At 44.2% G+C, this 26,485-nt stretch carries 20 protein-coding genes, 1 tRNA gene and 1 rRNA gene; 20 read left to right on the forward strand and 2 right to left on the reverse strand.

Translation table 11 applies throughout. The annotated features are described in order from the left end of the window. Nucleotides 1–16: 16 nt before the first annotated feature. A complete protein-coding gene (locus tag BET10_RS06025) occupies nt 17–523 on the reverse strand; it encodes a hypothetical protein (RefSeq protein WP_070984022.1) in 507 nt (168 codons plus the stop codon). 56 nt (nt 524–579) lie between these two features. Beyond that, on the reverse strand, nt 580–1,059 hold the full coding sequence (locus tag BET10_RS06030) for a globin family protein (RefSeq protein WP_070984023.1): 480 nt from the start codon (nt 1,057–1,059) through the stop codon (nt 580–582). Between the two features lie 404 nt (nt 1,060–1,463). Between BET10_RS06030 and BET10_RS06035 the strand changes: the two genes are divergently transcribed. The 20 genes from BET10_RS06035 (at nt 1,464) to BET10_RS06135 (ending at nt 26,439) form a co-directional block, all read left to right on the forward strand. Further along, a tRNA-Met gene (locus tag BET10_RS06035) sits at nt 1,464–1,540 on the forward strand. Nucleotides 1,541–1,801: 261 nt separating this feature from the next. Further along, entirely contained in the window at nt 1,802–2,257 is a 456-nt protein-coding gene (rimP, locus tag BET10_RS06045) for a ribosome maturation factor RimP (protein ID WP_070984025.1), read from the forward strand. A 40-nt stretch (nt 2,258–2,297) separates the two neighbouring features. Continuing rightward, nucleotides 2,298–3,800: a transcription termination factor NusA gene (gene nusA, locus BET10_RS06050; protein ID WP_070984026.1), complete on the forward strand. Its 1,503-nt coding sequence runs from the start codon at nt 2,298–2,300 to the stop codon at nt 3,798–3,800. Between the two features lie 26 nt (nt 3,801–3,826). Continuing rightward, nucleotides 3,827–6,475, forward strand: coding sequence for a translation initiation factor IF-2 (gene infB / locus BET10_RS06055; protein WP_070984027.1), 2,649 nt, complete (start codon nt 3,827–3,829; stop codon nt 6,473–6,475). A gap of 111 nt (nt 6,476–6,586) precedes the next feature. Continuing rightward, nucleotides 6,587–7,009 carry a 30S ribosome-binding factor RbfA gene (gene rbfA, locus BET10_RS06060; RefSeq protein WP_070984028.1) on the forward strand — a complete coding sequence of 141 codons (423 nt, stop codon included), beginning with the start codon at nt 6,587–6,589 and terminating at the stop codon, nt 7,007–7,009. Continuing rightward, on the forward strand, nt 7,009–7,944 hold the full coding sequence (gene truB, locus BET10_RS06065) for a tRNA pseudouridine(55) synthase TruB (protein WP_070984029.1): 936 nt from the start codon (nt 7,009–7,011) through the stop codon (nt 7,942–7,944). Before rbfA ends, truB begins: the two co-directional genes overlap by 1 nt. 108 nt (nt 7,945–8,052) lie before the next feature. After that, entirely contained in the window at nt 8,053–8,322 is a 270-nt protein-coding gene (rpsO, locus tag BET10_RS06070) for a 30S ribosomal protein S15 (protein ID WP_070984030.1), read from the forward strand. Nucleotides 8,323–8,551: 229 nt separating this feature from the next. Further along, nucleotides 8,552–10,690, forward strand: a complete 2,139-nt coding sequence (gene pnp, locus BET10_RS06075; protein ID WP_070984031.1) for a polyribonucleotide nucleotidyltransferase — start codon at nt 8,552–8,554, stop codon at nt 10,688–10,690. Nucleotides 10,691–10,795: 105 nt separating this feature from the next. Beyond that, nucleotides 10,796–11,674, forward strand: a complete 879-nt coding sequence (gene nlpI / locus BET10_RS06080) for a lipoprotein NlpI (RefSeq protein WP_070984032.1) — start codon at nt 10,796–10,798, stop codon at nt 11,672–11,674. Continuing rightward, nucleotides 11,661–12,797 carry a hypothetical protein gene (locus BET10_RS06085; protein ID WP_070984033.1) on the forward strand — a complete coding sequence of 379 codons (1,137 nt, stop codon included), beginning with the start codon at nt 11,661–11,663 and terminating at the stop codon, nt 12,795–12,797. The genes nlpI and BET10_RS06085 overlap by 14 nt, the downstream gene beginning before the upstream one ends. A 279-nt stretch (nt 12,798–13,076) precedes the next feature. Then, complete coding sequence (locus BET10_RS06090; protein WP_070984034.1) at nt 13,077–15,869, forward strand: monovalent cation/H+ antiporter subunit A; 2,793 nt, start codon at nt 13,077–13,079, stop codon at nt 15,867–15,869. Next, nucleotides 15,869–16,219 carry a Na+/H+ antiporter subunit C gene (locus tag BET10_RS06095; RefSeq protein WP_070984035.1) on the forward strand — a complete coding sequence of 117 codons (351 nt, stop codon included), beginning with the start codon at nt 15,869–15,871 and terminating at the stop codon, nt 16,217–16,219. The genes BET10_RS06090 and BET10_RS06095 overlap by 1 nt, the downstream gene beginning before the upstream one ends. Continuing rightward, nucleotides 16,216–17,736: a monovalent cation/H+ antiporter subunit D gene (locus BET10_RS06100; protein WP_070984036.1), complete on the forward strand. Its 1,521-nt coding sequence runs from the start codon at nt 16,216–16,218 to the stop codon at nt 17,734–17,736. Before BET10_RS06095 ends, BET10_RS06100 begins: the two co-directional genes overlap by 4 nt. Then, complete coding sequence (locus tag BET10_RS06105) at nt 17,736–18,272, forward strand: Na+/H+ antiporter subunit E (protein ID WP_070984037.1); 537 nt, start codon at nt 17,736–17,738, stop codon at nt 18,270–18,272. Before BET10_RS06100 ends, BET10_RS06105 begins: the two co-directional genes overlap by 1 nt. After that, a complete protein-coding gene (locus tag BET10_RS06110) occupies nt 18,266–18,535 on the forward strand; it encodes a K+/H+ antiporter subunit F (RefSeq protein WP_070984038.1) in 270 nt (89 codons plus the stop codon). Before BET10_RS06105 ends, BET10_RS06110 begins: the two co-directional genes overlap by 7 nt. 8 nt (nt 18,536–18,543) lie before the next feature. Continuing rightward, nucleotides 18,544–18,876, forward strand: a complete 333-nt coding sequence (locus BET10_RS06115; RefSeq protein WP_070984039.1) for a Na+/H+ antiporter subunit G — start codon at nt 18,544–18,546, stop codon at nt 18,874–18,876. 273 nt (nt 18,877–19,149) lie between these two features. Continuing rightward, a complete protein-coding gene (locus tag BET10_RS06120; RefSeq protein ID WP_070984040.1) occupies nt 19,150–21,252 on the forward strand; it encodes a methyl-accepting chemotaxis protein in 2,103 nt (700 codons plus the stop codon). 160 nt (nt 21,253–21,412) lie between these two features. Further along, nucleotides 21,413–23,341: a DNA topoisomerase III gene (locus BET10_RS06125; protein WP_070984041.1), complete on the forward strand. Its 1,929-nt coding sequence runs from the start codon at nt 21,413–21,415 to the stop codon at nt 23,339–23,341. Between the two features lie 64 nt (nt 23,342–23,405). Next, the gene (locus BET10_RS06130; protein WP_070984042.1) at nt 23,406–24,263 is read left to right on the forward strand and encodes a tetratricopeptide repeat protein; all 858 of its coding nucleotides are present in this window, start codon (nt 23,406–23,408) and stop codon (nt 24,261–24,263) included. A gap of 637 nt (nt 24,264–24,900) precedes the next feature. Continuing rightward, a 16S ribosomal RNA gene (locus BET10_RS06135) occupies nt 24,901–26,439 on the forward strand. Nucleotides 26,440–26,485: the final 46 nt, after the last annotated feature.

A 26,485-nucleotide genomic window follows, 5' to 3' on the forward strand; every position in this document is an offset into this window, starting at 1 on the left:
AGCCCCAACGGGCTTTTTAATTGCACTGCTCCACTAAGCCTCTCAAGTGCTCACCTATGTTTTGGCTCTGAGTTTGCCCATCTAGCAGTAGTTCGTGTGCTTGCTGTTGCAAATCTTGGAGTTCATACGTGCTCAATAATGTACGCAGATAACTGAGTGTATCAACACCTTGGCGCAGTAGGTTTGGAATACTCTCAAGATTTACCTCCTGCTCAGTTAAATTCTCAATAGTGTTAATAAGGTCAGCAAGGTTAGCACTGTCTTGTAGCGCTCCTTCAACAGCGATCAGGGAGCCCATAGGATCCATTTCTAACTGTTTGGCGACACAAGCTGCAACAGAGCCTTTTTCGGCGCTTGCTGAAAATGTATTTAAACCTTGTTGTCGAATACCTTCAACTGCTCGTTGCAATTCTTGATGTTGGGCCAAGTATTGTTGTTCGACAGCGACTTTTGAGTTTTCAAAAAGGTCGCAACCGCTCAGCGATAAACACCAAAGTGTGCAGATAAAAAATGGCTTTTGCATACGTACACCTTAAAAATTTATTTATTCAAGTGTACGTATGGCGAACGGGAATGTCATTAGATGGTAGACGCTTGTTGCTGTTTTTGCAGTTTAAACTCATGTAAGCAAACAACATTACTTGAGCCAAATATGGCACTTCTAATAATGTTGGCAAAAATGTGCAGCACTTTGCGCCATGCATTTCTCAGCGCCAGAGTAAATTGCGCGCCCAAGTGAAGCTGTAGCGTCGTGATCATGGCATTACACAGCACAGTAATATCTCTTTCTGAGGGGTTTAATAACATAAATCTTGGAGCATGCAATTGTATAAAGTTTGCGAGTTGCTCTTGTTGGGGCAGCAAATACAGTGCTTCTTGAATAAACTTACAGGCTCTTTGCTCGATGTTAATAATATGCTCGTTGTTGTTTGGTAACTTAAGTTGAACATCGTAACGATTCAACTGCGTACGCAGACTCACACAAAAGCAGTGAAAGTTGGGCTGAAGTGTCGCAAAGGATTGCGTTAACAGCTGGTATTGATAGGGAGAAATACTCATAATCGCCTCGTCGTCGATTAAGAGCGCATCCGTTTGCTCGAACTAAAATTACACAAGCAAAATGTTTACTTGTTACTAGATTACAGTCTGGGTAAGGTTGTCAGTCTGATTTATTAATTATAGTGCGAATATGAAAGGATGCGAGATGTTTGAAAAGATTGTACGAAAAAGCTCCGCTTTGTAAGAAAAATCTTACAAGCTAACCGCGTGGTAAAGCACGGTATTTACTCCATCACAGCAACAATTTTTTGTTTGTTATAGCACTAGGTATCGTGGGTGATGATATTTGACCATGCTCAGGCTATATTGCGATAAGTGCTGATTTATTTGAGTCTAAGGTTGCTTATTAATGGAACTGTCCTTATAATACAGCGCATATTTTGCAGTGCTTGCACTGCTGTTGGCGCGGGATGGAGCAGCCTGGTAGCTCGTCGGGCTCATAACCCGAAGGTCGTCGGTTCAAATCCGGCTCCCGCAACCAAATCTGGAATAATTTATATTCCTGTATGGTGTCGCGCATTCTCTGTAATGCGCGTTTTGCGTTTAAGCGTCTGCTTAATTTGGCTGCCGCCTTGCGCAACCAAGCAAGGCCTTTGGCCACACAGTTTTGCTTTAGGTGTGACGCCCCGCTTGGTTCGGGGCGTTGTTGTATCTGCGGCTTTGGTTGCTGACCCAAGCTTTGATCTGAAGCAGCTAAGTTATTGGGGCTAAGGCCCTTTTTTTGTTTGTATGGAGGAATTTTGTGACAAAACTCGAGCAAGAATTGACAGCAATGTTGGAGCCTGCGGTTGAAGCACTGGGGTTTGAATTATTGGGTCTTGAGTTTGTGCAAGCTGGTCGTCATTCTACGTTGCGTGTTTACATCGAACACGAAAATGGCATCACTGTAGATAATTGTGCAGATGTAAGTCGACAAGTCAGTGCGATTTTAGATGTTGAAGACCCCATTACAAACGAATATGACTTGGAGGTGTCTTCTCCAGGTGTTGATAGACCGTTATTTAAACAGGCGCATTACGAGAAGGCACAGGGTGAAGAAGTACGCGTACGTACTAAACTTCCTCAAGATGGTCGTCGTAACTTCAAAGGCGACTTAGTTGCTGTAAGTGGTGACATGATCACGATAAGCGTAGATGGCGCAGAGCATTTAATCATGCTTAGCAACATCGAACGTGCGAACATTATCGCAAAGTTATAAGTATTAAGTGCGAAGGACAAGGGCAAGCGAGGCATTACCTATGGCAAAAGAAATATTATTGGTGGCAGAAGCCGTTTCCAATGAAAAGGCAGTCCCAAAAGAAAAGATTTTTGAAGCATTAGAGTTCGCACTAGCGACTGCAACAAAGAAAAAGCATACTGGCGAAATTGAAGTGCGTGTATCGATTGACCGTAAAACAGGTGAATATGACACGTTCCGTCGCTGGATGGTTGTTGAACCTCGCGAAGATGGTTCACTTGAAAACCCTTATGCGGAAATTACCCTAGAAGCGGCGCAAGTCGAAGAGCCTGACATTAAACTGGGTGATTTTGTAGAAGAACAAATTGAGTCAATTAAATTTGACCGAATCACGACGCAAATGGCGAAGCAAGTAATCGTACAGAAGGTACGTGAGGCAGAGCGTGCACTGGTTGTTGAAGCATATAAAGATCAACAAGGTGAACTTGTAACTGGTGTTGTTAAAAAAGCGACCCGTGACGCTATCGTGATTGATTTAGGTAACAATGCTGAAGCGGTTATTTACCGTGAAGACATGTTACCACGTGAAAGCTTCCGCCCAGGTGACCGTGTGCGCGGTTTGCTATATGACGTAAAACCAGAAGCGCGCGGCGCACAGTTATTCGTAACTCGCTCTAAGCCAGAAATGCTGATGGAGCTATTCCGTATCGAAGTGCCAGAGATTGGTGAAGAAATGATTGAGCTTCGTGGCGCAGCACGTGATCCAGGTTCTCGTGCAAAAATCGCGGTGAAGTCAAACGATAAGCGTATCGACCCTGTAGGTGCTTGCGTTGGTATGCGTGGCGCGCGTGTTCAAGCTGTATCGTCTGAGCTAGGCGGTGAGCGTGTAGATATCGTACTTTACGATGATAATCCAGCTCAGTTTGTTATCAATGCGATGGCACCAGCTGAAGTTGCGTCTATCGTAATGGACGAAGATTCTCGCTCTATGGATATTGCTGTAGAAGCAGATAATCTTGCGCAAGCAATTGGTCGTAACGGTCAAAACATTCGTTTAGCAAGCCAGCTTACTGGCTGGGAACTAAACGTAATGACAGTAGAAGATATGGCAGCTAAAAATGCTGAAGAGTCGGATAAGTTAGTGAATCTGTTCACTGAAAACTTGGACATTGATGACGACTTTGCGGCGCTGCTAATTAACGAAGGCTTCTCAACATTAGAAGAAGTAGCTTATGTACCGGTTTCTGAGTTCCTTGAGATTGATGGCTTAGACGAAGAAACGGTTGAAGAGCTTCGCAACCGTGCAAAAGATGCGCTAACGACGAAAGCACTTAAAACAGAAGAAAGCTTAGAAGGCGCGGAGCCTGCTGAAGACTTATTAGCGCTAGAAGGTCTTGAACGTCATTTAGCATTTGTTATGGCAAGCAAAGGTGTAGTTACACTTGAAGACTTGGCAGAACAAGGCATTGATGAACTAGTAGAAATAACCGATTTATCAGAGCAAGAAGCTGGGCAGTTAATCATGGCTGCACGTAACATTTGTTGGTTTGGTGAAGACGCATAAATTTATTAACGGAGGTAACACACACTATGGCAGAAGTGAGCATTGAGAAACTAGCCGAGACTATTGATACAACTGTTGATAAATTACTGCAGCAGTTGAATGATGCAGGGATCACCAAAGGTAAAGACGACAGCGTGACTGAGTCTGAAAAAGCGCAACTACTTGACTACCTTAGCCGTCAACACGGCGGTAAGGGTGCAGAAGGTCCGGAGCGCATGACATTGCAACGTAAAAGCAAAAGCACATTGAGTGTGAAAGGTTCTACGGGTAAAGAAAAATCAGTGTCAGTTGAAGTGCGCAAAAAACGTACGTATGTTAAAAAGAGCGCAATTGATCAGCAAAAAGAGCAAGAGCGTTTAGCGGCGGAAGAAGCTGCTCGTCAAGAAGCTGAGCTTAAAGCACAGCAAGAGGCTGAATTAAGAGCCAAAGAAGAAGCTGAGCGTAAGGCCAAAGAGGAAGCCGAGCGTAAAGCCAAAGAGGAAGCAAAGCGCAAAGCAGACGCTGAGCGTAAAGCTAACGAATCGCAAGACAAAAAAGTGGATAGTGCGCAAGCTGAAAAAGATCGCCTTGAAGCTGAGCGTCTGCAAAAAGAAGCAGAAGAGGCAGCATTGAGAAAAGCTGAAGAAGAAGCGAAGCGCCAAGCTGAAGAGGCGCGTAGACTAGCTGAAGAAAATGAAGCTCGTTGGAAGAAAGAAGAAGAGGAACGTCGTCTTCGTGAAGAAACGGCCGACCATCATTTAACGACCTCAACTTACGCGCGTGAAGCGGAAGATGAATCGGACGCACGTGAAGAGAAAAGTGCGCGTCGTAAGAAAAAGAAAAAGGCTCCAGCTAAAGCTGAAGCGCCTGTGAGAGGTCGTAAAGGCAAGCTTAAAGCACCAACGTCTCTACAGCACGGTTTCCAAAAGCCAGTGGCAGATGTGAAACAAGAAGTACGTATCAGTGAGACTATCACTGTTGCGGAGCTTGCTTCACGTATGGCTGTTAAAGGTGCTGAAGTTGTTAAGACGATGATGAAAATGGGCGATATGGTTACTATTAACCAAGTTATCGACCAAGAAACCGCTCAGTTAGTTGCTGAAGAAATGGGTCACAAAGTTATTCTGGTTAAAGAAAACGAACTAGAAGAGCAAGTATTGAGTGATCGCGCAGAAGTTGACTCAATGGAAGCTCGTGCGCCGGTAGTAACGGTTATGGGTCACGTTGACCACGGTAAAACGTCAACACTTGACTACATTCGTAGCGCTAAGGTTGCCTCTGGCGAGGCCGGTGGTATTACTCAGCACATCGGTGCATATCACGTTGAAACAGAAGGCGGCATGATCACCTTCTTAGATACTCCTGGACACGCGGCATTTACATCAATGCGTGCTCGTGGTGCAAAAGCAACAGATATCGTAATCTTGGTTGTTGCGGCGGACGATGGTGTGATGCCACAGACTAAAGAAGCCGTTCAACACGCTAAAGCAGCAGGTGTACCTCTAATCGTTGCTGTGAACAAGATGGATAAAGAAGGCGCGGATCCAGACCGTGTTAAAAACGAATTAGCGCAATTAGATGTTATTCCTGAAGAGTGGGGTGGTGACACTCAATTCGTACATATCTCAGCTAAGGCTGGTACTGGTGTTGACGAGCTTCTTGAAGCAGTGTTGATGCAAGCTGAAATTCTAGAGTTGACTGCGCCAACCCAAGGTATGGCGGCTGGTGTTGTTATCGAATCTCGTCTAGATAAAGGCCGTGGTCCAGTTGCGACGGTACTTGTTCAGTCAGGTCAGCTAAGTCAAGGTGACATCGTTCTGTGTGGTCTGGAATATGGCCGTGTTCGTGCAATGCGCGACGAAAATGGTCAAGAGATTAAAACTGCGGGTCCTTCAATCCCAGTGGAAATTCTTGGTCTGTCTGGTGTTCCAGCAGCAGGTGACGAAGCAACGGTTGTTAAAGATGAGCGTAAAGCGCGTGAAGTTGCGCTATACCGTCAAGGTAAGTTCCGTGATGTTAAACTAGCGCGTCAGCAAAAAGCGAAGCTTGAAAACATGTTTAGTAACATGACAGAAGGCAACGTTTCTGAAGTTAACGTGGTACTTAAAGCAGACGTTCAAGGTTCAATCGAAGCGATTGCAGATTCACTAACTAAGCTTTCAACTGATGAAGTTAAAGTGAAGATTGTTGGTTCTGGTGTAGGTGGTATCACCGAAACTGACGCAACGCTTGCGGCAGCATCAAACGCGATTATTGTTGGCTTTAACGTACGTGCTGATGCGTCTGCACGTAAAGTGATTGAAGCTGAGAACCTAGACCTACGTTACTACAGCGTAATCTATAGCTTGATTGAAGAAGTTAAACAAGCTATGTCTGGTATGTTGGCACCTGAATTCAAGCAAGAAATCATTGGTCTTGCTGAAGTTCGTGATGTGTTCAAATCACCTAAGATTGGTGCAATCGCAGGTTGTATGGTCACTGAAGGTGTGGTTAAACGTAGCGCGCCAATACGTGTACTTCGTGACAACGTAGTTATCTATGAAGGTGAGCTAGAATCACTACGTCGCTTTAAAGATGACGTACAAGAAGTACGTAACGGTATGGAATGTGGTATCGGTGTTAAGAACTACAACGATGTTAAAGTTGGCGACCAAATCGAAGTATTCGAAACGGTTGAAGTACAACGTACATTGTAATTCAATGCCGATATAATGGTTGAAATGGGGGCAATTGCCCCCATTTTGTCTATTGTGTTTCAATAAAACTTATTTTTATTTTTCAATAAGTTAATTTTATAAGTGGTGAAAATGAGAGAATTTTCTCGCACAGACAGAGTAGCTCAGCAAATTCAAAAAGAAATTGCGGTCATTCTACAACGTGAAATCAAAGACCCCCGTTTAGGCTTTGTAACGGTATCGGCCGTGGAAGTGTCTAGGGACTTATCGTACGCAAAAATCTTTATTACGGTACTCAATACCACGGATGAAGATAAAACGAAGCAAAGCGTTGCTATCTTAAATGATGCGACGGGTTATATTCGCTCAGTATTAGGTAAGCGCATTCGCGCACGCATCATGCCAGAACTACGTTTTGTAGTAGATAACTCGCTACTAGAAGGTATGCGCATTTCTAACTTGGTTGATACAGTTATCCGTGAAGACAATGAAAAGCGTGGCCCAGAGTCTTCAGAAGAGCCTTCAGAGGATTCTTCAGGGGATGAGCAGAAGTAATGGCTAGGCGTTCAAAAGGTCGCCCAGTTGATGGCATTGTGCTTTTGCATAAGCGCGAAGGGATTTCATCAAACAAAGCTTTGCAACAGGCCAAGGGTATTTACTTTGCACAAAAAGCGGGGCATACCGGTGCGTTAGATCCTTTGGCAACAGGCATGCTGCCTATTTGCTTTGGTGAGGCGACCAAGTTTACCCAGTTTTTATTGGATACAGACAAAACGTATGTTGTGCGCGCCAAGCTTGGTGAGCGCACAACCACTTCAGACTCAGATGGTGACGTGGTAGAAACGCGTCCCGTAAACGTCGATAAGGCAACGATAGAAGCGGCCGTAGAGAGCTTTCTGGGTGAGTCTGATCAATACCCGTCTATGTACTCGGCGCTTAAATACCAAGGGCAACCTTTGTATAAATATGCGCGTGAGGGCATTGAGGTGCCTCGTAAATGCCGGAAAATCAACGTGTTTAGCTTAACACTTGATGAGTATGATGCAGAGCGTGAAGAAATTCAGATGACCGCACATGTCTCAAAAGGTACTTACATTCGCACGATTGTCGATGACTTAGGTGAACAACTTGGCTGTGGAGCTCACGTAATTATGTTACACCGCTCAAAGGTGGGCCACTATCCGAGTGAGAAAATGGTCACGATTGAGCAGTTAGAAGAAAAGCTCAATCAAGCTAAATCTGAGGGCTTAGAACCATCAACATACATTGACCAGTTGCTGTTACCGATGGACAGTGCCTTAGTTGATTTACCAACGGTAGAGATTTCAGCACAGCAGGGTATTGCCTTTAGCCACGGTCAGGTTGTGGTGTGTGGGAGCGTGCCGGACGGGGTTGTTAAGGTACTCGCAAATGGCCAATTTATTGGTATCGGGGAGCGTAATGCTGATGGTCACCTCAAAGCCAAAAGGGCGCTTGCCACCCATCAATAAGTTTTGCTAGTTTCTGGTGCGGATTGCTGATACAATGCGCGCCGCTTACTCGCTTTGGCTGAATTAGTGATCGGCTAAAGCACAATTTAAATTTATTTTGGAGTTATTATGTCACTAAGCAACCAAGAAAAAGCAGAAATCGTAGCAAAATTCGCACGTGCAGAAGGCGACACAGGTTCACCTGAAGTACAAGTTGCACTTCTTACTGCTGACATCAACAAGTTACAAGGTCACTTTGCTAACCACAAGCATGATTTCCACTCACGTCGTGGTCTTCTTCGCAAAGTTAGCCAACGTCGTAACTTACTAGACTACCTAAAAGGTAAGAGCGTTGATCGTTACTCTGCACTAATCAAAGAGCTTGGCCTACGTCGCTAATCACTTGATTATTTGTTGGCTTTTTGGTCAACATCAAAAAAGGGGCTGAATAGCCCCTTTTTTTGTGACCGTTGTCCAAGTATACTAGGTTACTTCGGCATAGGGTCGAAATTGCGCCGACATCGTTTGCCAATTGTAGTGCTTAAACAGATTCAATGAGCGAGGAGTCTGGTTAAGACTGTAATTGGTAGTTGTTGGCGTTTATATTTGTTTTATTAAGGAAATATTTGTGCAAGCAATTATTAAAGAATTTCAACTAGGTCAACACACTGTGACTCTAGAAACTGGTGCTATCGCTCGTCAAGCTGACGGCGCAGTACTTGCAAGCATTGGCGATACTTCAGTACTTGTAACTGTGGTAGGTAAGCGTGACGCAGTACCTGGTCAAGGCTTTTTCCCACTCACTGTTAACTATCAAGAGCGTATGTACGCTGCGGGTCGTATCCCAGGTGGTTTCTTAAAGCGCGAAGGTCGTCCAAACGATGGCGAAACGCTAATCGCACGTCTAATTGACCGTCCAATTCGCCCTCTATTCCCAGACGGTTTCGTAAACGAAGTACAAGTGATTGCTACGGTTGTTTCGGTTAACCCAGAAATTCAACCAGATATGGTTGCTATGATTGGTACATCAGCAGCGCTAGCTATTTCTGGTATCCCATTCAATGGTCCTATCGGTGCTGCTCGTGTTGGTTATATCGATGGCCAGTATGTACTGAACCCAACACTGAAAGAGCTAGAAGAAAGTAAACTAGACCTAGTTGTAGCTGGTACTGAAAACGCGGTACTTATGGTTGAGTCTGAAGCTGACGTACTTTCTGAAGAAGAAATGCTAGGTGCGGTTGTATACGGTCACGAGCAATCTCAGGCGATCATTAAAGCGGTTGAAGAGTTCAAAGCGCAAGCGGGTAAGCCTGCTTGGGAATGGACTGCGCCAGAGAAAAACGTTTCTCTAGCAGATAAAATTGCTGCACTTGCGTCAGAAAAAGTAGGTGAGGCTTACCGCATCACTGACAAAGTCGCGCGTAAAGAAGCGCTTTCAGTTGCTAAAGAAGCAGTTATTGAAGCACTAACAGCAGAACTTGCTGAAGGCGAAGAGCTTGACACGCAAGAAGTAGGTAAGCTGTTTGGTTCTTTAGAGAAGAAAATCGTACGTGGCCGTATCATTGCTGGTGAGAAGCGTATTGACGGTCGTGAACCAGACATGGTTCGTGCGCTAGACGTAATGACTGGCGTATTACCACGTACTCACGGTTCTGCAATCTTTACTCGTGGTGAAACACAAGCGTTAGTTACTGCTACTTTAGGTACTGAGCGTGACTCACAGATGATCGATGACCTAACAGGTACACACAAACATCACTTCATGCTGAACTATAACTTCCCTCCTTACTGTGTCGGTGAGACGGGCTTTATCGGTTCACCAAAGCGTCGTGAAATCGGCCACGGTAACCTTGCTAAGCGTGGTGTTCAAGCAGTGCTTCCTACTTTGGAAGAATTCCCGTACTCAATTCGTGTGGTATCTGAAATCACAGAGTCTAACGGTTCATCGTCGATGGCTTCTGTATGTGGTACGTCACTAGCACTTATGAACGCAGGTGTACCAATTAAAGCATCTGTTGCGGGCATCGCGATGGGTCTTGTGAAAGAAGACGAAAACTTTGTCGTTCTTTCTGACATCTTAGGTGATGAAGATCACTTAGGCGATATGGACTTTAAAGTTGCCGGTAGCAGCGAAGGTGTTACTGCACTACAGATGGATATCAAGATTGAAGGTATCAACAAAGAGATCATGCAAATTGCACTTAAGCAAGCAAAAGCAGCTCGTTTGCATATCTTATCTGTAATGGATGAAGCGATTGCAGCACCTTCAGCTGAACTTTCTGAGTTTGCTCCTCGTATCTACACGATGAATATTCCACCGAAGAAGATTGCTGAAGTAATCGGTAAAGGTGGTGCAACGATTCGTCAGTTAACTGAAGAGACAGGCACAACGATTGAAATTGAAGACGATGGCACAATCAAGATTGCTGCAACTGACGGTATCAGTGCAAAAGACGCGATTTCACGCATTGAAGCGCTAACTGCAGAGCTTGAAGTAGGCACTATCTACAATGGTAAAGTAGTACGTATTGTTGACTTTGGTGCGTTTGTAAATGTACTGCCAGGTAAAGATGGCTTAGTACACATTTCACAAATTAGTGCTGAGCGCGTTAACAACGTTGCAGACCATTTATCGGTTGGCCAAGAAGTTAAAGTTAAAGTACTAGAAGTGGACCGTCAGGGCCGCGTACGTCTAAGCATTAAAGAAGCACAAGAAACAGCACCGCAACAGCCTTCTGAGCAAGCGCCAGAAGCACCTGCAGAGTAATTTTGTGTAAATAAAACAAGATAGTAGTGAAAGGGGGCTGTATGCCCCCTTTTTTTATGTTTTAATGGCCGCTACATAAGCTCCAAGAGCGACTAGAGGAAGGACATGAAGTTAGCATCCAAATTTTTTTTACCCTTACTAGTTATTGGGTTACTCGGCTGTCAATCTAGTCCCGAGAAAAGTGCACAGCATGTGATTAATGTACCGTTAAGTGTGCCACTGGCATCCAATTTTAGTAACGAGCTTGCGATTGCACGTTATTCGGAGTTTTTACTTGCCAGTGATCTTCAACAAGAACAACGGGCTCAGCTTTTTTACAATCGTGGCATGCTTTATGACAGTCTAGGGCTGACAACGTTAGCGCGCATAGACTTTAACCGAGCTGTGAAAATGAAGCCTGATTTAGCTGAGGTCTATAACTTTCTTGGCATTCACCACACTTTGTTGCAAGAGTACGCCCAAGCGTACGATATGTTTGATACCTTACTTGAGTTAGACGAGTCCCATGAATATGGCTACCTTAACCGTGGCATTGCGCTGTATTATGGCGATCGCCCTGCACTGGCAAGTCAGGACTTTTCTACGTTTTTAGCACGAGACCCAGTCGATGCTTATCGAATGATGTGGCTGTATTTAGCTCAACAGAAGGTTGAGCCGCTCAAAGCAATAGAGCAGCTTCGCGCTAATAGTAGCACACTAGATTCACAAAAATGGTCAAGCCAATTGGTCCAGCTCTACTTGGGTGAGCTAAGCGAGGGGCAGTTTTTACAACAATTAGGTGACGGTATATCCAATCAGCAGGAGTACGCTGAGCGCCTGTGTGAGGCTTATTTCTACCTAGGTAAACTTTATCAGTCACGTGGTAAAACAGCCGTTGCTGTGGACTTTTTCAAGCTAGCGCTTGCGACCAACGTTTATGAGTTTGTTGAGCACAAATATGCTCGCCTAGAATTGGATCTCCTTGCCGGAAATGCAGCAGGTTAGCAAATTCATTTTGTTAGGCTTTGTGGTACTGGTATTGTCGCAAAGCCATCATCACCCACAGCTGTTAGACTCACAGACTCGCAATCATTATTTGGCAGCATATCCACAGAGTTATTTCTTTACACAACATCGCGTCAAACTAGAGGCGCTACCTGATTTGGCGATTCAGTCAATGTTAGTGTTAGGTGAGCCAGATGTACTATTTGAGTGGTCGATTAGACTCGCAAAGCGCATGCGTTATCATGCTAGTAGCTTGTATTGGAAAAAGCATTATGCAGATGTTTCAAAAGCTCAGCAGCAGCGCTTACAGCAAGTATTTACGCGGCGTAAAGCGTTTGAGGAACTAAATAGACTGAGCGAAGTTATGGAGTTAACTGAGCAAGCAAGTACATTGCTTGCCAGTGAACGAGGTGTATTGCCTCAGCAGCTCTCACGCTCAGCAATGGCTGAATATGGACTAGCGGCACTTGTTTCGCGTTGGCAATTTGCGCCGGCATGCCTCAATCGAGTACTGATGTTGAGTGATCATTATTCTGGGGTCATCAAACTTGACGAAATACGCGCACAATATTTACAGCAGCCAGAGCCTATGCCAGATAGTTATTGCTTGTCAGAGGTATTTTATGTCGGCGATCTTATGTCCTGCGCGGAATTATCTAGCGGATTTGCCCAGTGTGACATCGCACAGTTATTGGCTAACTATCGAAAACAGCTCGACAATGTAGACTATCTAGTTGTCATGACCAGAGCAGGCAAGGCCAATGTCTTCAAAGGAGTTATGACGCTTACGACAGCACATGATTATCAGGTTTTTTTACACGAGTTAATGCATTTTAGTGGCTTTGAGGATGAATATGCGATTGCTCCAAGTAAAGCTCAGTGGTTGTGCAAGCAAAGTGGTCAGCTTGCTCCAAATTTGATAGTGACTAATGGCAAGCCTCCGGAAAACTGGCATGTCAGTGAAACATGTCAAAATGGTTCAGCCTTTCAGGCGTACAAACCAAGTGAGCGTTGGAGCATAATGCAGTATCAGGAATTACCGTTATCTGATAGCTATCGTACTTTGTGGCAAAATGCCGTTAACTCAAAACGTTATCGATTAGAGACACTTTCAAGTTGGTAGTCTACAGTTACTGACACTCAGTTAACGCTACCAACAAGTACCGTTCAAGCTACAGGTGAAACACAGATATGAATTTAATCTGAATTGTTTGTTAAAGTTGTCTAAAATATCATCAGCTAGGATGTAGAACTATAGACAACTCAAACACTAATAAAGTATAACTGGGGAAGTTTTGTGTGCTCAAAGCGTGTCATTTAGAATTATTAAAATCATGCTAAGTTGGACACGCACTCAGTGTGGGTCGTGCATTTACGACACTGAAACAAAAAGGTTTAATCTATGACTTTGCTTTGGATACCCTTGCTATCCTTTATCGGCAGTATTCTTTCATCATTTTCGGGTAAGTTGTCACGCAACCAGACTACTGCGTTGACACTCGTTACACCGTTTATAGCGCTTGCTTTGGCGATACATATTTCACCTGCGGTATTTGCAGGAGAAGTATTACGTGAAAGCACCGCTTGGATCCCTCTATTGGGGCTTGAAGTAGCCTTTAGGCTTGACGGGCTTGCTCTGTTGTTTGTATTTATGATTCTAGGTATCGGTATTCTTGTCATTTTTTATGCTCGTTATTACCTAAGTGAAAAAGACTCAATGCCGAAGCTATTCTCCTACCTCATGCTGTTTATGACTGCAATGCTAGGCATTGTTATGTCTAACAACGTGCTACAGCTATGGATTTTCTGGGAACTGACAAGCATAAGCTCATTTTTATTGATCAGCTACTGGGGTCATAAATCAGAAGCGCGCAAGGGCGCAAGAATGGCGTTAGCTGTAACTGGTGGCGGTGGCTTAGCCCTGCTGGCCGGTCTATTGATCCTAGGCCATATCGTTGGCAGCTATAACCTTGATGTAATTTTGCAAAGTAAAGCGCTGATCCAGGCACATGGTTTGTACGAGGTGGCACTCATTTTGGTATTATTGGGCGCATTTACTAAGTCAGCACAGTTTCCGTTCCACTTCTGGTTGCCTCATGCCATGGCTGCACCTACGCCTGTGAGTGCTTACTTACACTCTGCGACAATGGTAAAAGCGGGGATCTTTTTGCTGGCACGTTTTTACCCCGCGCTTGCAGGAACTGACTTGTGGTTTGTTATGGTAGGCTTGACTGGGCTAACCACCTTATTGTTTGCGGCCTATGTAGCACTGTTTAAACATGATTTGAAAGGCTTGCTTGCCTACTCAACAATTAGTCACTTGGGCTTGATCACCTTGCTACTTGGTTTAGATACCGAATTGGCAACCGTGGCGGCAGTTTTCCATATTATTAATCACGCGACGTTCAAAGCTTCCTTATTTATGGCAACGGGTATCATAGACCATGAAACGGGCACTCGCGATATGCGTAAGCTTAACGGTATGTGGCGCTTTATGCCTTATACTGCCACATTGGCAATGGTTGCGGCTGCCGCGATGGCAGGTGTGCCATTGCTCAATGGTTTCTTGTCTAAGGAAATGTTCTTTGCTGAAACTTTATATCAGCAATTACTCGGCTCTATGTCGTGGCTTATTCCTGTTTTAGCAACAGTAGCGGGAGCCTTTTCAGTGGCATATTCAGCGCGATTTATTCATGACGTGTTTTTCAATGGTGACCCAATTGACTTACCAAAAGAGCCGCATGAGCCACCGCGTTATATGAGGGTTCCAATTGAAATATTAGTGGCACTTTGTTTGGTTGTGGGGATGTTCCCGAACCTTGTGATTGATGGCATTCTCAGTACTGCATCTTCAGCGGTACTCGGTGGTGATGCACCTGAATATCATGTTGCTTTGTGGCATGGCTTCAATCTGCCTTTACTGATGAGTGGTATTGCAGTGTGTGGTGGTTTGCTCATTTATACTCAGCGCCGTTACTTATTTCAATTCCAAGCATCTTTACCACCTTTGAATGCGAAAAGAGTATTTGATAACAGCGTGTACAATATTGTGAAGTGGAGCCAGCACAAAATCACAGCCATTGAAAATGGGTCGCTGCAACGTTACCTGATGTTAATGTTTGTGGTGGTATTGATAAGTGCTGGTTGGCCGTTATTCGAAATGGCACAACTCGTGGGAGGCAAAAGGCCCACAGAGGTTGATATGCATAACGGAATCGGTGCCGCATTATTGATGATAGGCGCAATCGGTACGGTGATCTGGCATCACGTACGCATGGTATCACTACTGATGGTTTCTGTGGTTGGTTTGATGGTGTCAGTGGCTTTTACCCGTTTCTCAGCACCAGATTTAGCATTAACTCAGCTTACAGTAGAAGTGGTGACGATCATCTTGTTAATGCTTGCCTTGTTCTTCTTACCGCAAAGAACGCCTAAAGAGTCAAGCTCGATCAGAGTGTTGCGCGATATTGGCATATCTTCGGCAATCGGTGTAGTGATAGGCAGTATTTGTTATGCCATGATCACCAGACCGCTTGATTCTATTTCAGAGTTTTTCATTGCTAATGCCAAAACTGGCGGTGGTGGTACCAACGTTGTTAACGTTATTCTTGTTGATTTCAGGGGCTTTGATACCTTAGGTGAAATCACGGTATTGGGCATTGCCGCACTGGGTATCTACAAATTGCTCATCAATCTACCGCTGTTTATGCCAGCGAGTGACAGTGAAGGGCGTCCTTGGGCTAAAGAGCGTTATCCACTGCTATTGGCGAGTATTTCACAAAGCTTATTACCGTTGGCGTTACTGGTCTCATTCTATATTTTCTTGCGAGGACACAATCTACCAGGAGGGGGCTTTATAGCGGGTCTAATAACAGCGATAGCGTTTATTTTGCAGTACATAGCTCATGGCTCAAACTGGATTGCAGAACGTTTAACCATAAACTATAGAAAAATCATCGCATCGGGTATAGCCATTGCCTTGCTGACTGGGGTTGGCAGTTGGTTGTTTGGTCGTCCTTTCTTAACCTCGTGGTTTGACTATTTTGATATCCCATTGATTGGAAAAATCGAACTAGCAAGTGCCTTGGCGTTTGACTTAGGTGTTTATATAACCGTTGTCGGTGCAACTTTAATGATTTTAGCGAGTTTGGGTAAAGTCACCGCGGATGCGCCAAAAGAAGAGGTAAACTTTTAATGGAATTGTTATATGCGTCTTGTGTAGGACTATTGGTAACTTGTGGCGTGTTTTTAATCTTACGCGCCCGTACATTTCCTGTTGTACTTGGGTTAACTATGTTGTCATACGCCGTAAATCTATTTTTGTTCTCTTCTGGTCGTTTGGCCCTTAATAAGGCTGCTGTATTGGGCCATGCTGAGGCTTACGCGGACCCATTGCCGCAAGCTTTGGTGTTAACAGCAATCGTTATTGGCTTTGCTATGACTGCCTTTGTGGTGATCTTAGCTATTCGCGGCCGAGCTGACTTAGGAAACGACCATGTAAATGGGCAGGAAACCTCTAAAAATAAAACTAAGGGTAAAGCATGATCCAGCATTTGACTTCTTTGCCAATTTTATTGCCCATGCTGGCAGGTGTTATTCTTTTGATGCCGCCTTGTGGGAAGAATTTAAAAATCAGGCGTGTCGCGTCAGTAATTTTTGCATTAGCGACTTTATTAGCGTCAGTTGTGTTGCTTTGCCAAGTAAAAAACCATGGCGCGCAAGTGTATGCAATAGGAGATTGGTCTGCGCCATTTGGAATTGTGATGGTGGCAGATCCACTGTCTGTGCTGTTAACGACTCTCACGGCAGTACTCGGTGTTGCCTGCTCGTTGTATGCGTGTGCGGGTGATGATGAAAAAGGCGCATTTTTTCATCCATTGCTACATTTTTTGATTCTGGGCGTGAACGGTGCGTTTTTAACGGGCGATATGTTCAACTTGTTCGTGTTCTTTGAAGTGTTACTTATCGCTTCCTACGCGCTGTTGATGCATGGTGGTGATAAGCACAACACACGTGCAGCATTGCAATATGTGATCTTGAATTTAGTAGGCTCGGCAGTATTCCTCATTGCACTGGGTACCCTGTATGGCGTGCTCGGTACGCTGAATATGGCGGATATGGCGCACAAAGTTACCACCTTGCAAGGTGATGACATCTATCTGGCTAAAATTGGTGGCTTATTACTGCTAGTTGTATTCGCACTTAAAGGTGCCTTATTACCTTTGCATCTGTGGCTGCCCAATACCTATGCAACGGCGTTGCCAGTTGTAGCGGCGCTATTTGCAATTATGACTAAAGTGGGTGTTTACTCCATGATGCGAGTCTACACGCTTGTGTTTGGCAAAAACGCAGGTGAGCTGAGCCTGATGGCACAAGGTTGGTTGTGGTGGTTAGCAATTGCGACCATTATTGTAGGCGCGATTGGTGTTTTAGCTAGCCAAGACTTACGTAAGCTAACGGCTAATCTAGTAATCGTTTCAGTGGGTACCTTGGTGGCTTTAGTTGCCGTTCAGAGTGTGCAAGCAAGTGCTGCGGCGATTTACTATTTAGTTCATTCAACACTGGTCAGCGCGGCTTTGTTTTTAATTGCTGACCTCATTGCACGTCAGCGTGGTAAAGTCTCAGATAGAATAACGGCAGGGCGTGCCGTCGCACAGCCATTGTTACTAGGAGGCGGATTTATCCTCGCTGCAATTACAGTGATTGGTATGCCTCCCTTATCGGGGTTTGTAGCAAAAATCTGGTTACTTAGAGCCACTTTTGAAACCGAGTATGTAATGGTGTTTTGGCCCGTTTATTTACTGGCCAGCCTTGCTGTATTGATGGCGGTATCCAAAGCTGGTAGCACTTTGTTTTGGCACAATACAACAGCCAAACCAGCAGACGCTGCTGAGCAAAATTTGGTTCATCCGGCTCAATGTTGCGCATTGTTCATACTGGTTACGGCATCACCCATGTTGATTATCTTTGCAGGCCCGCTAAGTGATTATGCTTTATTCACAGCCACTGAATTGCATAATTTTGCTGGTAATGTAAGCCTTGTTTTAGAAGGAGGGCAATAATGCGCTTAGAGGCACGTTTTGCATGGTTACCAACACCATTTCGCAGTTTAATGCTGTTTTGTGTGTGGTTACTTCTTAACAATAGTTTATCAGCAGGCCACATAATACTGGGCTTACTTCTAGCTATCGTGATCCCATTGGCTACTCAGCCGTTTCGGACTAAACAACCGTTAATTCTAAAACCAGGCCTTGCTATCAGACACTTATTTTTGGTGCTGTACGATATCATTACCGCCAATGTACAGGTTGCATTATTGATCTTGGGCCCAACAAAGCGACTTAAGCCAGGGTTTGTGAAAGTACCGTTGGATTTATCACATAGTATGCCAATTACTATCTTGGCAAGCACGGTATCTCTTACACCTGGCACGGTCAGCGCCGAGGTTTATCCTTGGCGAGAGTCTTTACCTGATGGTGACAAACCTGAAAAGCGTTATTTGCTTATCCACGTGCTTAATTTAGAGGATGAAAAAGCCCTGATACAAACTATTAAGCAGCGTTATGAAGCACCGCTTAAGGAGATTTTTGAATGTTAGAGACAGTGATCTTGATTGTTTTTGCAATGATAGGCTTGTCGTTGTTGTTGAATTTATGGCGTTTAGTGGTAGGGCCTTCAGTGCCAGATAGAATCTTGGCGCTAGATACAATGTATATCAATAGCATTGCTTTAATTATTTTGTACGGTATGAGTATGGGCACAGGTTTGTATTTTGAAGCCGCTCTACTAATCGCAATGCTAGGTTTTGTAAGTACGGTAGCAGTATGTAAATACTTACTTCGTGGCGACATAATCGAATAGGGGGTGTTATGTCTGAGTGGATAATTTCAATACTGTTATTGATTGGCGGCTTTTTTGTTTTGGTAGGCTCTATTGGTCTAGTGAAAATGCCGGATTTCTTTATGCGTTTACATGGTCCAACAAAGGCGACAACTTTGGGTATGGCCAGCTTGCTCACAGCGGCAATGATATACTTTAGCCAACTACAAGATGGGATCAGTGCAAAGGAAGTTTTAATTTCAATCTTCTTGCTACTCACCGCACCAATTAGTGGTTATATGCTAATCAAGTCTGCTATTCACCACAAACTAAACAGTATCGAACGCACCTCAGGTAAAAGTAACATTGAGGATGATGTTTGATTACCAAACGCTTTAGATTCTAAAAAAGGCATGATGATTATCATGCCTTTTTTAATGCGACTAAAAAGTGCAACGGTTGCACTATGAGTGTGTTTATGATGTTCTTGTATAATCAAATAAATTCATACATTTGTAGATTTTTGGATTGAGTGATAAGTCACCGCTTTATTGTATCGGGTTTTCGATATACAGATTTTTAAAGTATATGCCCTAGTCACTCAATCTATGATGTTTGCTAGAAGAACAGTAAAGGTTTTGCTCATAAGGAAGTTCATGAAATACGCCTCAATAAAAAGTAAATTATTAGTGTTTGTTGCTGCTTTGGTTACCGCTTTGGTGATGATACTGACACTATATATGTGGTCGCATTTAGGCACACAGAATGAAAAACAAAGCACACAGGTGCAGAAGGTACTTTATGAAGAAGCACAGAAAACGCTAACAGCGCAAGGTCGCTACTATGCTCAGAAAGTTTCAGCTTTTATTAATGAGGCATATCGCGTTCCTCTAACTTTTTCAGGAATACTCAACAACACAGCACAAACTCAGCCATTATCTAGAGATATTGTACAAAAAGCAGTAGCAGGCGCCCTAACAGAAAATCAATTTGTCTCGTCAATGTACGCGCAGTTTGAGGCCAATGGCTATGACAACAAAGATGGGCAGTTTATGGGAGGTGCCAGCCATTCTGTTGCAGGAGATGGTACGCTCGAAATTTACTTTACCCGTGATGGTCAAACTATTACACAACAAACAGTAGCCGCAGCAGCCGACAAATATCTTGATGCGAGAAACGAGTTTGGTTTGAGAGAGGCTGAGTGGTACTTATGCGCACGTGATAAAAATGCGCCATGTATCATGGAGCCGTATCTATATGGTGATATGTTGATGACATCACTGACGGTGCCTGTACAGGCTCACGGTCAGTTTGTTGGCTTAGTGGGTGTAGATGTGAACCTGCCAGTATTCCAGCAGCAAGTAGAAGAGCTCTCTAACAGTCTTTATCAAGGCGCTGCTAAAGTTACTCTATTGAGTGAACTTGGCTTAGTTGTTGGCTCGAGCCATTATGATAAGCTTGCCAGACCTCTGAGTGAATCAATTACAGCATCTTCTGCTGACAGCCTTGTGAAGTTACACAAAAGCAAAGGATTGTTGGATATGGGAGAGGACATTGCGCTAGCGTTGCCAATCCATATTGAATTGTCTAACACCACTTGGTCTTTACTCATTGAAGTGCCAAAGTCGGTTGTGTTGGCTCAGGCAAAACAATTGGCAGACGAATTAGATGCGTCATCGAGTGCATTGAGCCAAACAATGCTGTTGGTGGGGGCGTTGGTCGCGGTAGTGGGGATTACGGTTGCTATGGTCCTTATCAATAATATCATTAAGCCTTTGACTCATATTCAGCAACGCATAGAAAATTTAGCGAGTAGCGAAGGTGATTTAACTCATGAGTTAGAAGTTAGCTCCCACGCAGAACTAAAAGCCCTTGCCATGGGGTTTAATCAGTTCACTGATAAACTTAGAAAAATGATCGACGACTTAAAGCAGCTCGCGGAACAATCATATCAGCAATCTTTCAAAACCAATGAAGTCGCCATTAATATCAAGAACAAGGTTGCCAATCAGCACAATGAAATTGATAGTGTGGTTGCTGCAATTAATGAACTGAGCGCAACCGCTTCTGAAGTAGCGAGATCTTCAGAGCAGGCAGCTCAAAGTGCCAATGATGCATCGGAGCAAGTGCAAAAAAGTGAAGCAAGCATTGTGCAAACAACCAAAACCGTGCAAAACATGGCATCACAAGTACTAGATGCAAAGCATGCTATTAATAAAGTGGTAGAGAGAAGCACAGATATATCGCAAATTCTGGATGTGATCCGAGCCATTGCCGAACAGACTAACTTACTGGCGCTCAACGCAGCCATTGAAGCCGCCCGTGCAGGAGAGCAGGGGCGTGGCTTTGCCGTTGTGGCAGATGAAGTGCGAGCCCTTGCTTCTAAAACCCATGACTCAACTAATGATATTAATGAGCTGATTAATAACCTGAACCATGAGGTCAAGCAATCTGAGGAGATTATCGAAAACTCGGTATCCCAAGGTGAGCAAGCGGTTGTCTATTGCAAAGAATCAGCACAAGCTATGAGCACAATGGTGTCTATGTTGGCGAATATTTCTAACGAAGTCACACAGATTGCCACTGCGGCGGAAGAGCAAAGTGTGGTAACAGAAGAAATAAATAGCAACACTACAGGAATTGCTGATGCGGCAATGGAATTATCACAGCTTGCTGATCAAGTAGAACTGGCTGCAAACGCAATGACACAACTTGTCGAACAAAAACATATTCAATTAAACCTACTGAAAACTAAATAATGCAAATCATGATATATGGCTGACTTAATCTAAATACTTAGCTATGGGCATACCACGCTTAACTTAATGATTGCCCTTAGTGATTATTCACATACTGGCTTATTGAAGTAGGATGACTTAGAATGACTGTTAATTTATACAGTGTTGAGTTGCTTTTTCGATGAAACTTTACATAGCTGAAAAGCCATCTCTTGGCAGAGCGATTGCTGATGCTTTGCCAAAACCGCATAAAAAACAGGATGGATTCATAGAAGCTGGTGATGGCAGTGTGGTGTCTTGGTGCATCGGTCATTTGCTAGAACAAGCAGAGCCTGAAGACTATGATCCCAAATTTAAAAAGTGGCAGTATCAAGACTTACCGATAGTGCCCGAGCAATGGCAGTTTAAAGCCAAGGCCAAGACAAAAAAACAGCTAAGTGTATTAAAAAAGTTGATTAAGTCAGCGGATGTTATTGTTCATGCGGGTGATCCCGACAGAGAAGGGCAATTGCTAGTTGATGAAGTTTTACAGTTTGTTGGTCTAACAACACAGCAAAAGCAGCAAACGCAACGTTTACTTGTGAGTGATTTAAACATTCAGGCGGTAAAAAGGGCTTTATCTGCAATGCGGTCGAATCAGGCTTTTGTTCCTTTGAGCATTTCAGCATTGGCTCGCGCGAGGGCGGACTGGCTATATGGTATGAACCTGACACGAGCATTTACGCTGACAGGCCAAAAGTCGGGTTATCGCGGCGTGCTCTCTGTGGGTCGAGTTCAGACTCCAGTATTGGGGTTGGTAGTAAGGCGAGATAGAGAAATAGACGAATTTGTGTCAAAACCTTTTTATGAAGTCTTTGCCCATTTAACAACTGACTCAAACGAAAAGCTGGTTGCCAAATGGCAGCCAAGTGAGTCTTGTGAACCTTACATGGATGATGAGAAGCGGGTATTGCTCAAAGCGCTTGCCGAAAATGTCGCTTCGCGGATAGAAAATCAGCAGGGGGAAGTGGCGAAGCTTGAGCAAAAACCAAAGAAACAAAATGTACCACTGCCATACAACTTGTCAGCACTGCAAATTGACGCCAATAAAATGTACGGAATGTCTGCTAAGCAAGTGCTCGATATATGTCAAAGTTTGTATGAAAAGCATAAGCTGATCACGTATCCACGTTCAGATAATCGTTATTTACCTAGTGAGCATTATCAACAGCGTCATAAGGTGGTTGCAGCTGTTGCAAATAATAAGGGCTGTGAACAGGACAAGATAGATGATGCTGATTTGTCGCTAAGAACAATGTGCTGGAACGACAAGAAAGTTGGTGCGCACCATGCGATTATACCGACAGAAAAGCAGGTTAAAACCGCTCAGTTAGGATATCAAGAGCAGCAAATATATAACCTCGTTAGTCGTCAATATATCACGCAGTTTTATCCACCGTATAGTTACCTTGAAACAACAGCACATATTATTGTTGCTGGTGGTCTTTTTATCGCGAAGGCCAAACAGGTCAATGTCATGGGTTTTAAGGTATTGTTTACCAAGCAAGAGCAAGAGCAAGATAAGGACACACTTTCAAGTTTCTTACCGCCGTTGGTTGAAGGACAACAGCTGCTTTGTCATGAAGCACAAATTCAGGAAAAGCATACCCAGCCACCACAACATTATACGGATGCTACGTTATTAAGCGCTATGACTGGTATCAGCCGTTATGTTAAGGACAAAGAAATCAAGAAGATTCTCAAAGAAACGGATGGTTTGGGGACCGAGGCGACGCGTGCTGGTATTATTGAGTTACTCTTTAAAAGAGGTTTTTTACAGCGTAGCGGCAAACAAATAAAGGCTAGCGAAGTGGGCCACTCGATGGTAAATATGCTTCCAGAGTCACTCACATTACCTGACAGAACGGCTCTGTGGGAATCTCATTTAGCTAAGATTGCCGATAAAGAGTGTACCTACCAAGCTTTTATGGATCCTCTGATGATACAACTCAATGAATTCATTGATGCTGCCAAAGGGATTCAGGATGCAGATTTTAAGGGGCTAGCGACTCCTACCGCAAAACGCAGGTTTAAAAAGCGCGGTAAAAAAATGACGAATCCTGTTAATTGACCTTGTAATCAGAGTATTCGCCACAATATAAATCGCAAATACGTAAAAAATATAAATTGAAGATATGAGTAACCAAATCCAACTAACGCCAGATAATATTCAGCAAGTACTGGGTGAGCAAAACCAAGATAGCTTGATCTTGTTGACGTTCTTTAGCGCCCAGAATCCAGATTGTTTAGCACAAGCGTCAATATTGTCGAATTTAGCGATGAGTTATGGCGAGCATTTGATAATTGCCACAGTTGATTGCGACCAGCAACAAGCGTTAGCTTCACAGTTAGCGCAGCAAATCGGCCTGCAATCACTGCCGACTCTTGTGATGTTAAAAAATGGCGCCCCTGTTGATATGCTTCATGGTGCACAAAGCGAAGATGAAATTAAAAAAGCATTGACTGAGCATTTACCGAAGCCTGAAATGTTATTACTCGATCAGGCGAAGCAAGCATTGGCTACGGATGATTTGAACACAGCATTTAGTTTTGCCAAACAGGCTTACGATATTGATGCGGATAATACTCGAGTGAAACTTGTGTTGGCCAATATTTGTATCCAAATTCACAAGCTGGATGATGCCAAGGCGTTACTAGACTCTGTTGCTGAGCAAGAACAAGACGCTTACTTTCAAAATTTATGTGCTAAATTGCAGCAAGCTCAGGCACAACTGGAATCCCCTGAAATAAAAATGTTGAGCGAAGCACTAGAGGCTGAGCCGCAAAACAACGACGTAAAATTAAAGCTGGCGAAGTTGCTTGGTGAGGCAGGCAGAAAGGAAGAAGCACTAGAACTGCTTTTAAGTATATTAAAGCGTGATATGACCTTTGCATCAGCCAAACAAGACTTTATGGAAATTATCGCATCGTTGCCAGATGGTGATGCATTAGCTGCAACATATAGAAGAAAATTATACAGCTTATTATATTAATCACGCTATTGCCTTTATATGTACACTGGAAGTGAAGAGCGACTGGTGTACTTTTTTGCAAAAATTATTTGCATCTTTGCTTTTTTCTACAATACTTACTTTCCTTCTGGGTGAATTTCATACAAAACGTTGGGCTAAAAATACATGGAATGTATCTTTTTGATAGGTTTTGTGTGTTTTTTATTCGAATGGCGTGTTTTTACAAGTTTTCTTAAAAAAGTACTTGCCTTGCTGCAAGAGTTCTCTATAATGCGCCTCCACTGACACGGAGCGCTACGCTGAATAAGCAAAGCAACAACGAGTCAGCGTCGAGTAAAACTTAATTTTGCTTCGTTCTTACCAAGAAAAACTTAAAATTAAGTGTTGACAAAAAATAGGGAATGCTTAGAATGCACACCCCTAGCGAGATGAAGCCAAGCGCTGAATCATCGCAACGTTCTTTAAAAATATGAAGCAATCATCTGTGTGGGCACTCGTACAGATTGAGTTCTAACAAAACATTTAGAGTCTCAATTGAACTGAGTGACCAACGGAATAAACATAGTTTATTCAGCACAGTCAATTCGTTCTTGGTAACAAGAACAAAATCAGAATTCAATGAGCGCCGTTTGAAGTTTACTTCAAACAAAAAAACTTTTAATTGAAGAGTTTGATCATGGCTCAGATTGAACGCTGGCGGCAGGCCTAACACATGCAAGTCGAGCGGAAACGAGAATAGCTTGCTATTCGGCGTCGAGCGGCGGACGGGTGAGTAATGCTTGGGAACATGCCTTTAGGTGGGGGACAACAGTTGGAAACGACTGCTAATACCGCATAATGTCTACGGACCAAAGTGGGGGACCTTCGGGCCTCACGCCTAAAGATTGGCCCAAGTGGGATTAGCTAGTTGGTGAGGTAATGGCTCACCAAGGCGACGATCCCTAGCTGGTTTGAGAGGATGATCAGCCACACTGGGACTGAGACACGGCCCAGACTCCTACGGGAGGCAGCAGTGGGGAATATTGCACAATGGGCGCAAGCCTGATGCAGCCATGCCGCGTGTGTGAAGAAGGCCTTCGGGTTGTAAAGCACTTTCAGTAAGGAGGAAAGGTTAAGTCTTAATACGGCTTAGCTGTGACGTTACTTACAGAAGAAGCACCGGCTAACTCCGTGCCAGCAGCCGCGGTAATACGGAGGGTGCGAGCGTTAATCGGAATTACTGGGCGTAAAGCGTACGCAGGCGGTTTGTTAAGCGAGATGTGAAAGCCCCGGGCTTAACCTGGGAACTGCATTTCGAACTGGCAAACTAGAGTGTGATAGAGGGTGGTAGAATTTCAGGTGTAGCGGTGAAATGCGTAGAGATCTGAAGGAATACCGATGGCGAAGGCAGCCACCTGGGTCAACACTGACGCTCATGTACGAAAGCGTGGGGAGCAAACAGGATTAGATACCCTGGTAGTCCACGCCGTAAACGATGTCTACTAGAAGCTGGGGTCCTCGGACAACTTTTTCAAAGCTAACGCATTAAGTAGACCGCCTGGGGAGTACGGCCGCAAGGTTAAAACTCAAATGAATTGACGGGGGCCCGCACAAGCGGTGGAGCATGTGGTTTAATTCGATGCAACGCGAAGAACCTTACCTACACTTGACATACAGAGAACTTTCTAGAGATAGATTGGTGCCTTCGGGAACTCTGATACAGGTGCTGCATGGCTGTCGTCAGCTCGTGTTGTGAGATGTTGGGTTAAGTCCCGCAACGAGCGCAACCCCTATCCTTAGTTGCCAGCGATTCGGTCGGGAACTCTAAGGAGACTGCCGGTGATAAACCGGAGGAAGGTGGGGACGACGTCAAGTCATCATGGCCCTTACGTGTAGGGCTACACACGTGCTACAATGGCGTATACAGAGTGCTGCGAACTTGCGAGAGTAAGCGAATCACTTAAAGTACGTCGTAGTCCGGATTGGAGTCTGCAACTCGACTCCATGAAGTCGGAATCGCTAGTAATCGCGGATCAGAATGCCGCGGTGAATACGTTCCCGGGCCTTGTACACACCGCCCGTCACACCATGGGAGTGGGTTGCTCCAGAAGTGGATAGTCTAACCTTCGGGAGGACGTTCACCACGGAGTGATTCATGACTGGGGTGAAGTCGTAACAAGGTAGCCCTAGGGGAACCTGGGGCTGGATCACCTCCTTAACGATTTAGAACAGATTTGTTCGAAGTGTCCACACAGATGATTGTT

This window comes from Pseudoalteromonas amylolytica, from assembly GCF_001854605.1.
Classification (GTDB): Bacteria; Pseudomonadota; Gammaproteobacteria; order Enterobacterales; family Alteromonadaceae; genus Pseudoalteromonas; species Pseudoalteromonas amylolytica.

Bases quoted from the DNA above. Each gene is read 5' to 3' on its own strand.
- BET10_RS06025 (WP_070984022.1), bottom strand. From the start codon at position 523: ATGCAAAAGCCATTTTTTATCTGCACACTTTGGTGTTTATCGCTGAGC.
- BET10_RS06030 (WP_070984023.1), bottom strand. From the start codon at position 1,059: ATGAGTATTTCTCCCTATCAATACCAGCTGTTAACGCAATCCTTTGCG.
- nusA (WP_070984026.1), top strand. From the start codon at position 2,298: ATGGCAAAAGAAATATTATTGGTGGCAGAAGCCGTTTCCAATGAAAAG.
- infB (WP_070984027.1), top strand. From the start codon at position 3,827: ATGGCAGAAGTGAGCATTGAGAAACTAGCCGAGACTATTGATACAACT.
- rbfA (WP_070984028.1), top strand. From the start codon at position 6,587: ATGAGAGAATTTTCTCGCACAGACAGAGTAGCTCAGCAAATTCAAAAA.
- truB (WP_070984029.1), top strand. From the start codon at position 7,009: ATGGCTAGGCGTTCAAAAGGTCGCCCAGTTGATGGCATTGTGCTTTTG.
- rpsO (WP_070984030.1), top strand. From the start codon at position 8,053: ATGTCACTAAGCAACCAAGAAAAAGCAGAAATCGTAGCAAAATTCGCA.
- nlpI (WP_070984032.1), top strand. From the start codon at position 10,796: ATGAAGTTAGCATCCAAATTTTTTTTACCCTTACTAGTTATTGGGTTA.
- BET10_RS06085 (WP_070984033.1), top strand. From the start codon at position 11,661: ATGCAGCAGGTTAGCAAATTCATTTTGTTAGGCTTTGTGGTACTGGTA.
- BET10_RS06090 (WP_070984034.1), top strand. From the start codon at position 13,077: ATGACTTTGCTTTGGATACCCTTGCTATCCTTTATCGGCAGTATTCTT.
- BET10_RS06095 (WP_070984035.1), top strand. From the start codon at position 15,869: ATGGAATTGTTATATGCGTCTTGTGTAGGACTATTGGTAACTTGTGGC.
- BET10_RS06100 (WP_070984036.1), top strand. From the start codon at position 16,216: ATGATCCAGCATTTGACTTCTTTGCCAATTTTATTGCCCATGCTGGCA.
- BET10_RS06105 (WP_070984037.1), top strand. From the start codon at position 17,736: ATGCGCTTAGAGGCACGTTTTGCATGGTTACCAACACCATTTCGCAGT.
- BET10_RS06110 (WP_070984038.1), top strand. From the start codon at position 18,266: ATGTTAGAGACAGTGATCTTGATTGTTTTTGCAATGATAGGCTTGTCG.
- BET10_RS06115 (WP_070984039.1), top strand. From the start codon at position 18,544: ATGTCTGAGTGGATAATTTCAATACTGTTATTGATTGGCGGCTTTTTT.
- BET10_RS06120 (WP_070984040.1), top strand. From the start codon at position 19,150: ATGAAATACGCCTCAATAAAAAGTAAATTATTAGTGTTTGTTGCTGCT.
- BET10_RS06125 (WP_070984041.1), top strand. From the start codon at position 21,413: ATGAAACTTTACATAGCTGAAAAGCCATCTCTTGGCAGAGCGATTGCT.
- BET10_RS06130 (WP_070984042.1), top strand. From the start codon at position 23,406: ATGAGTAACCAAATCCAACTAACGCCAGATAATATTCAGCAAGTACTG.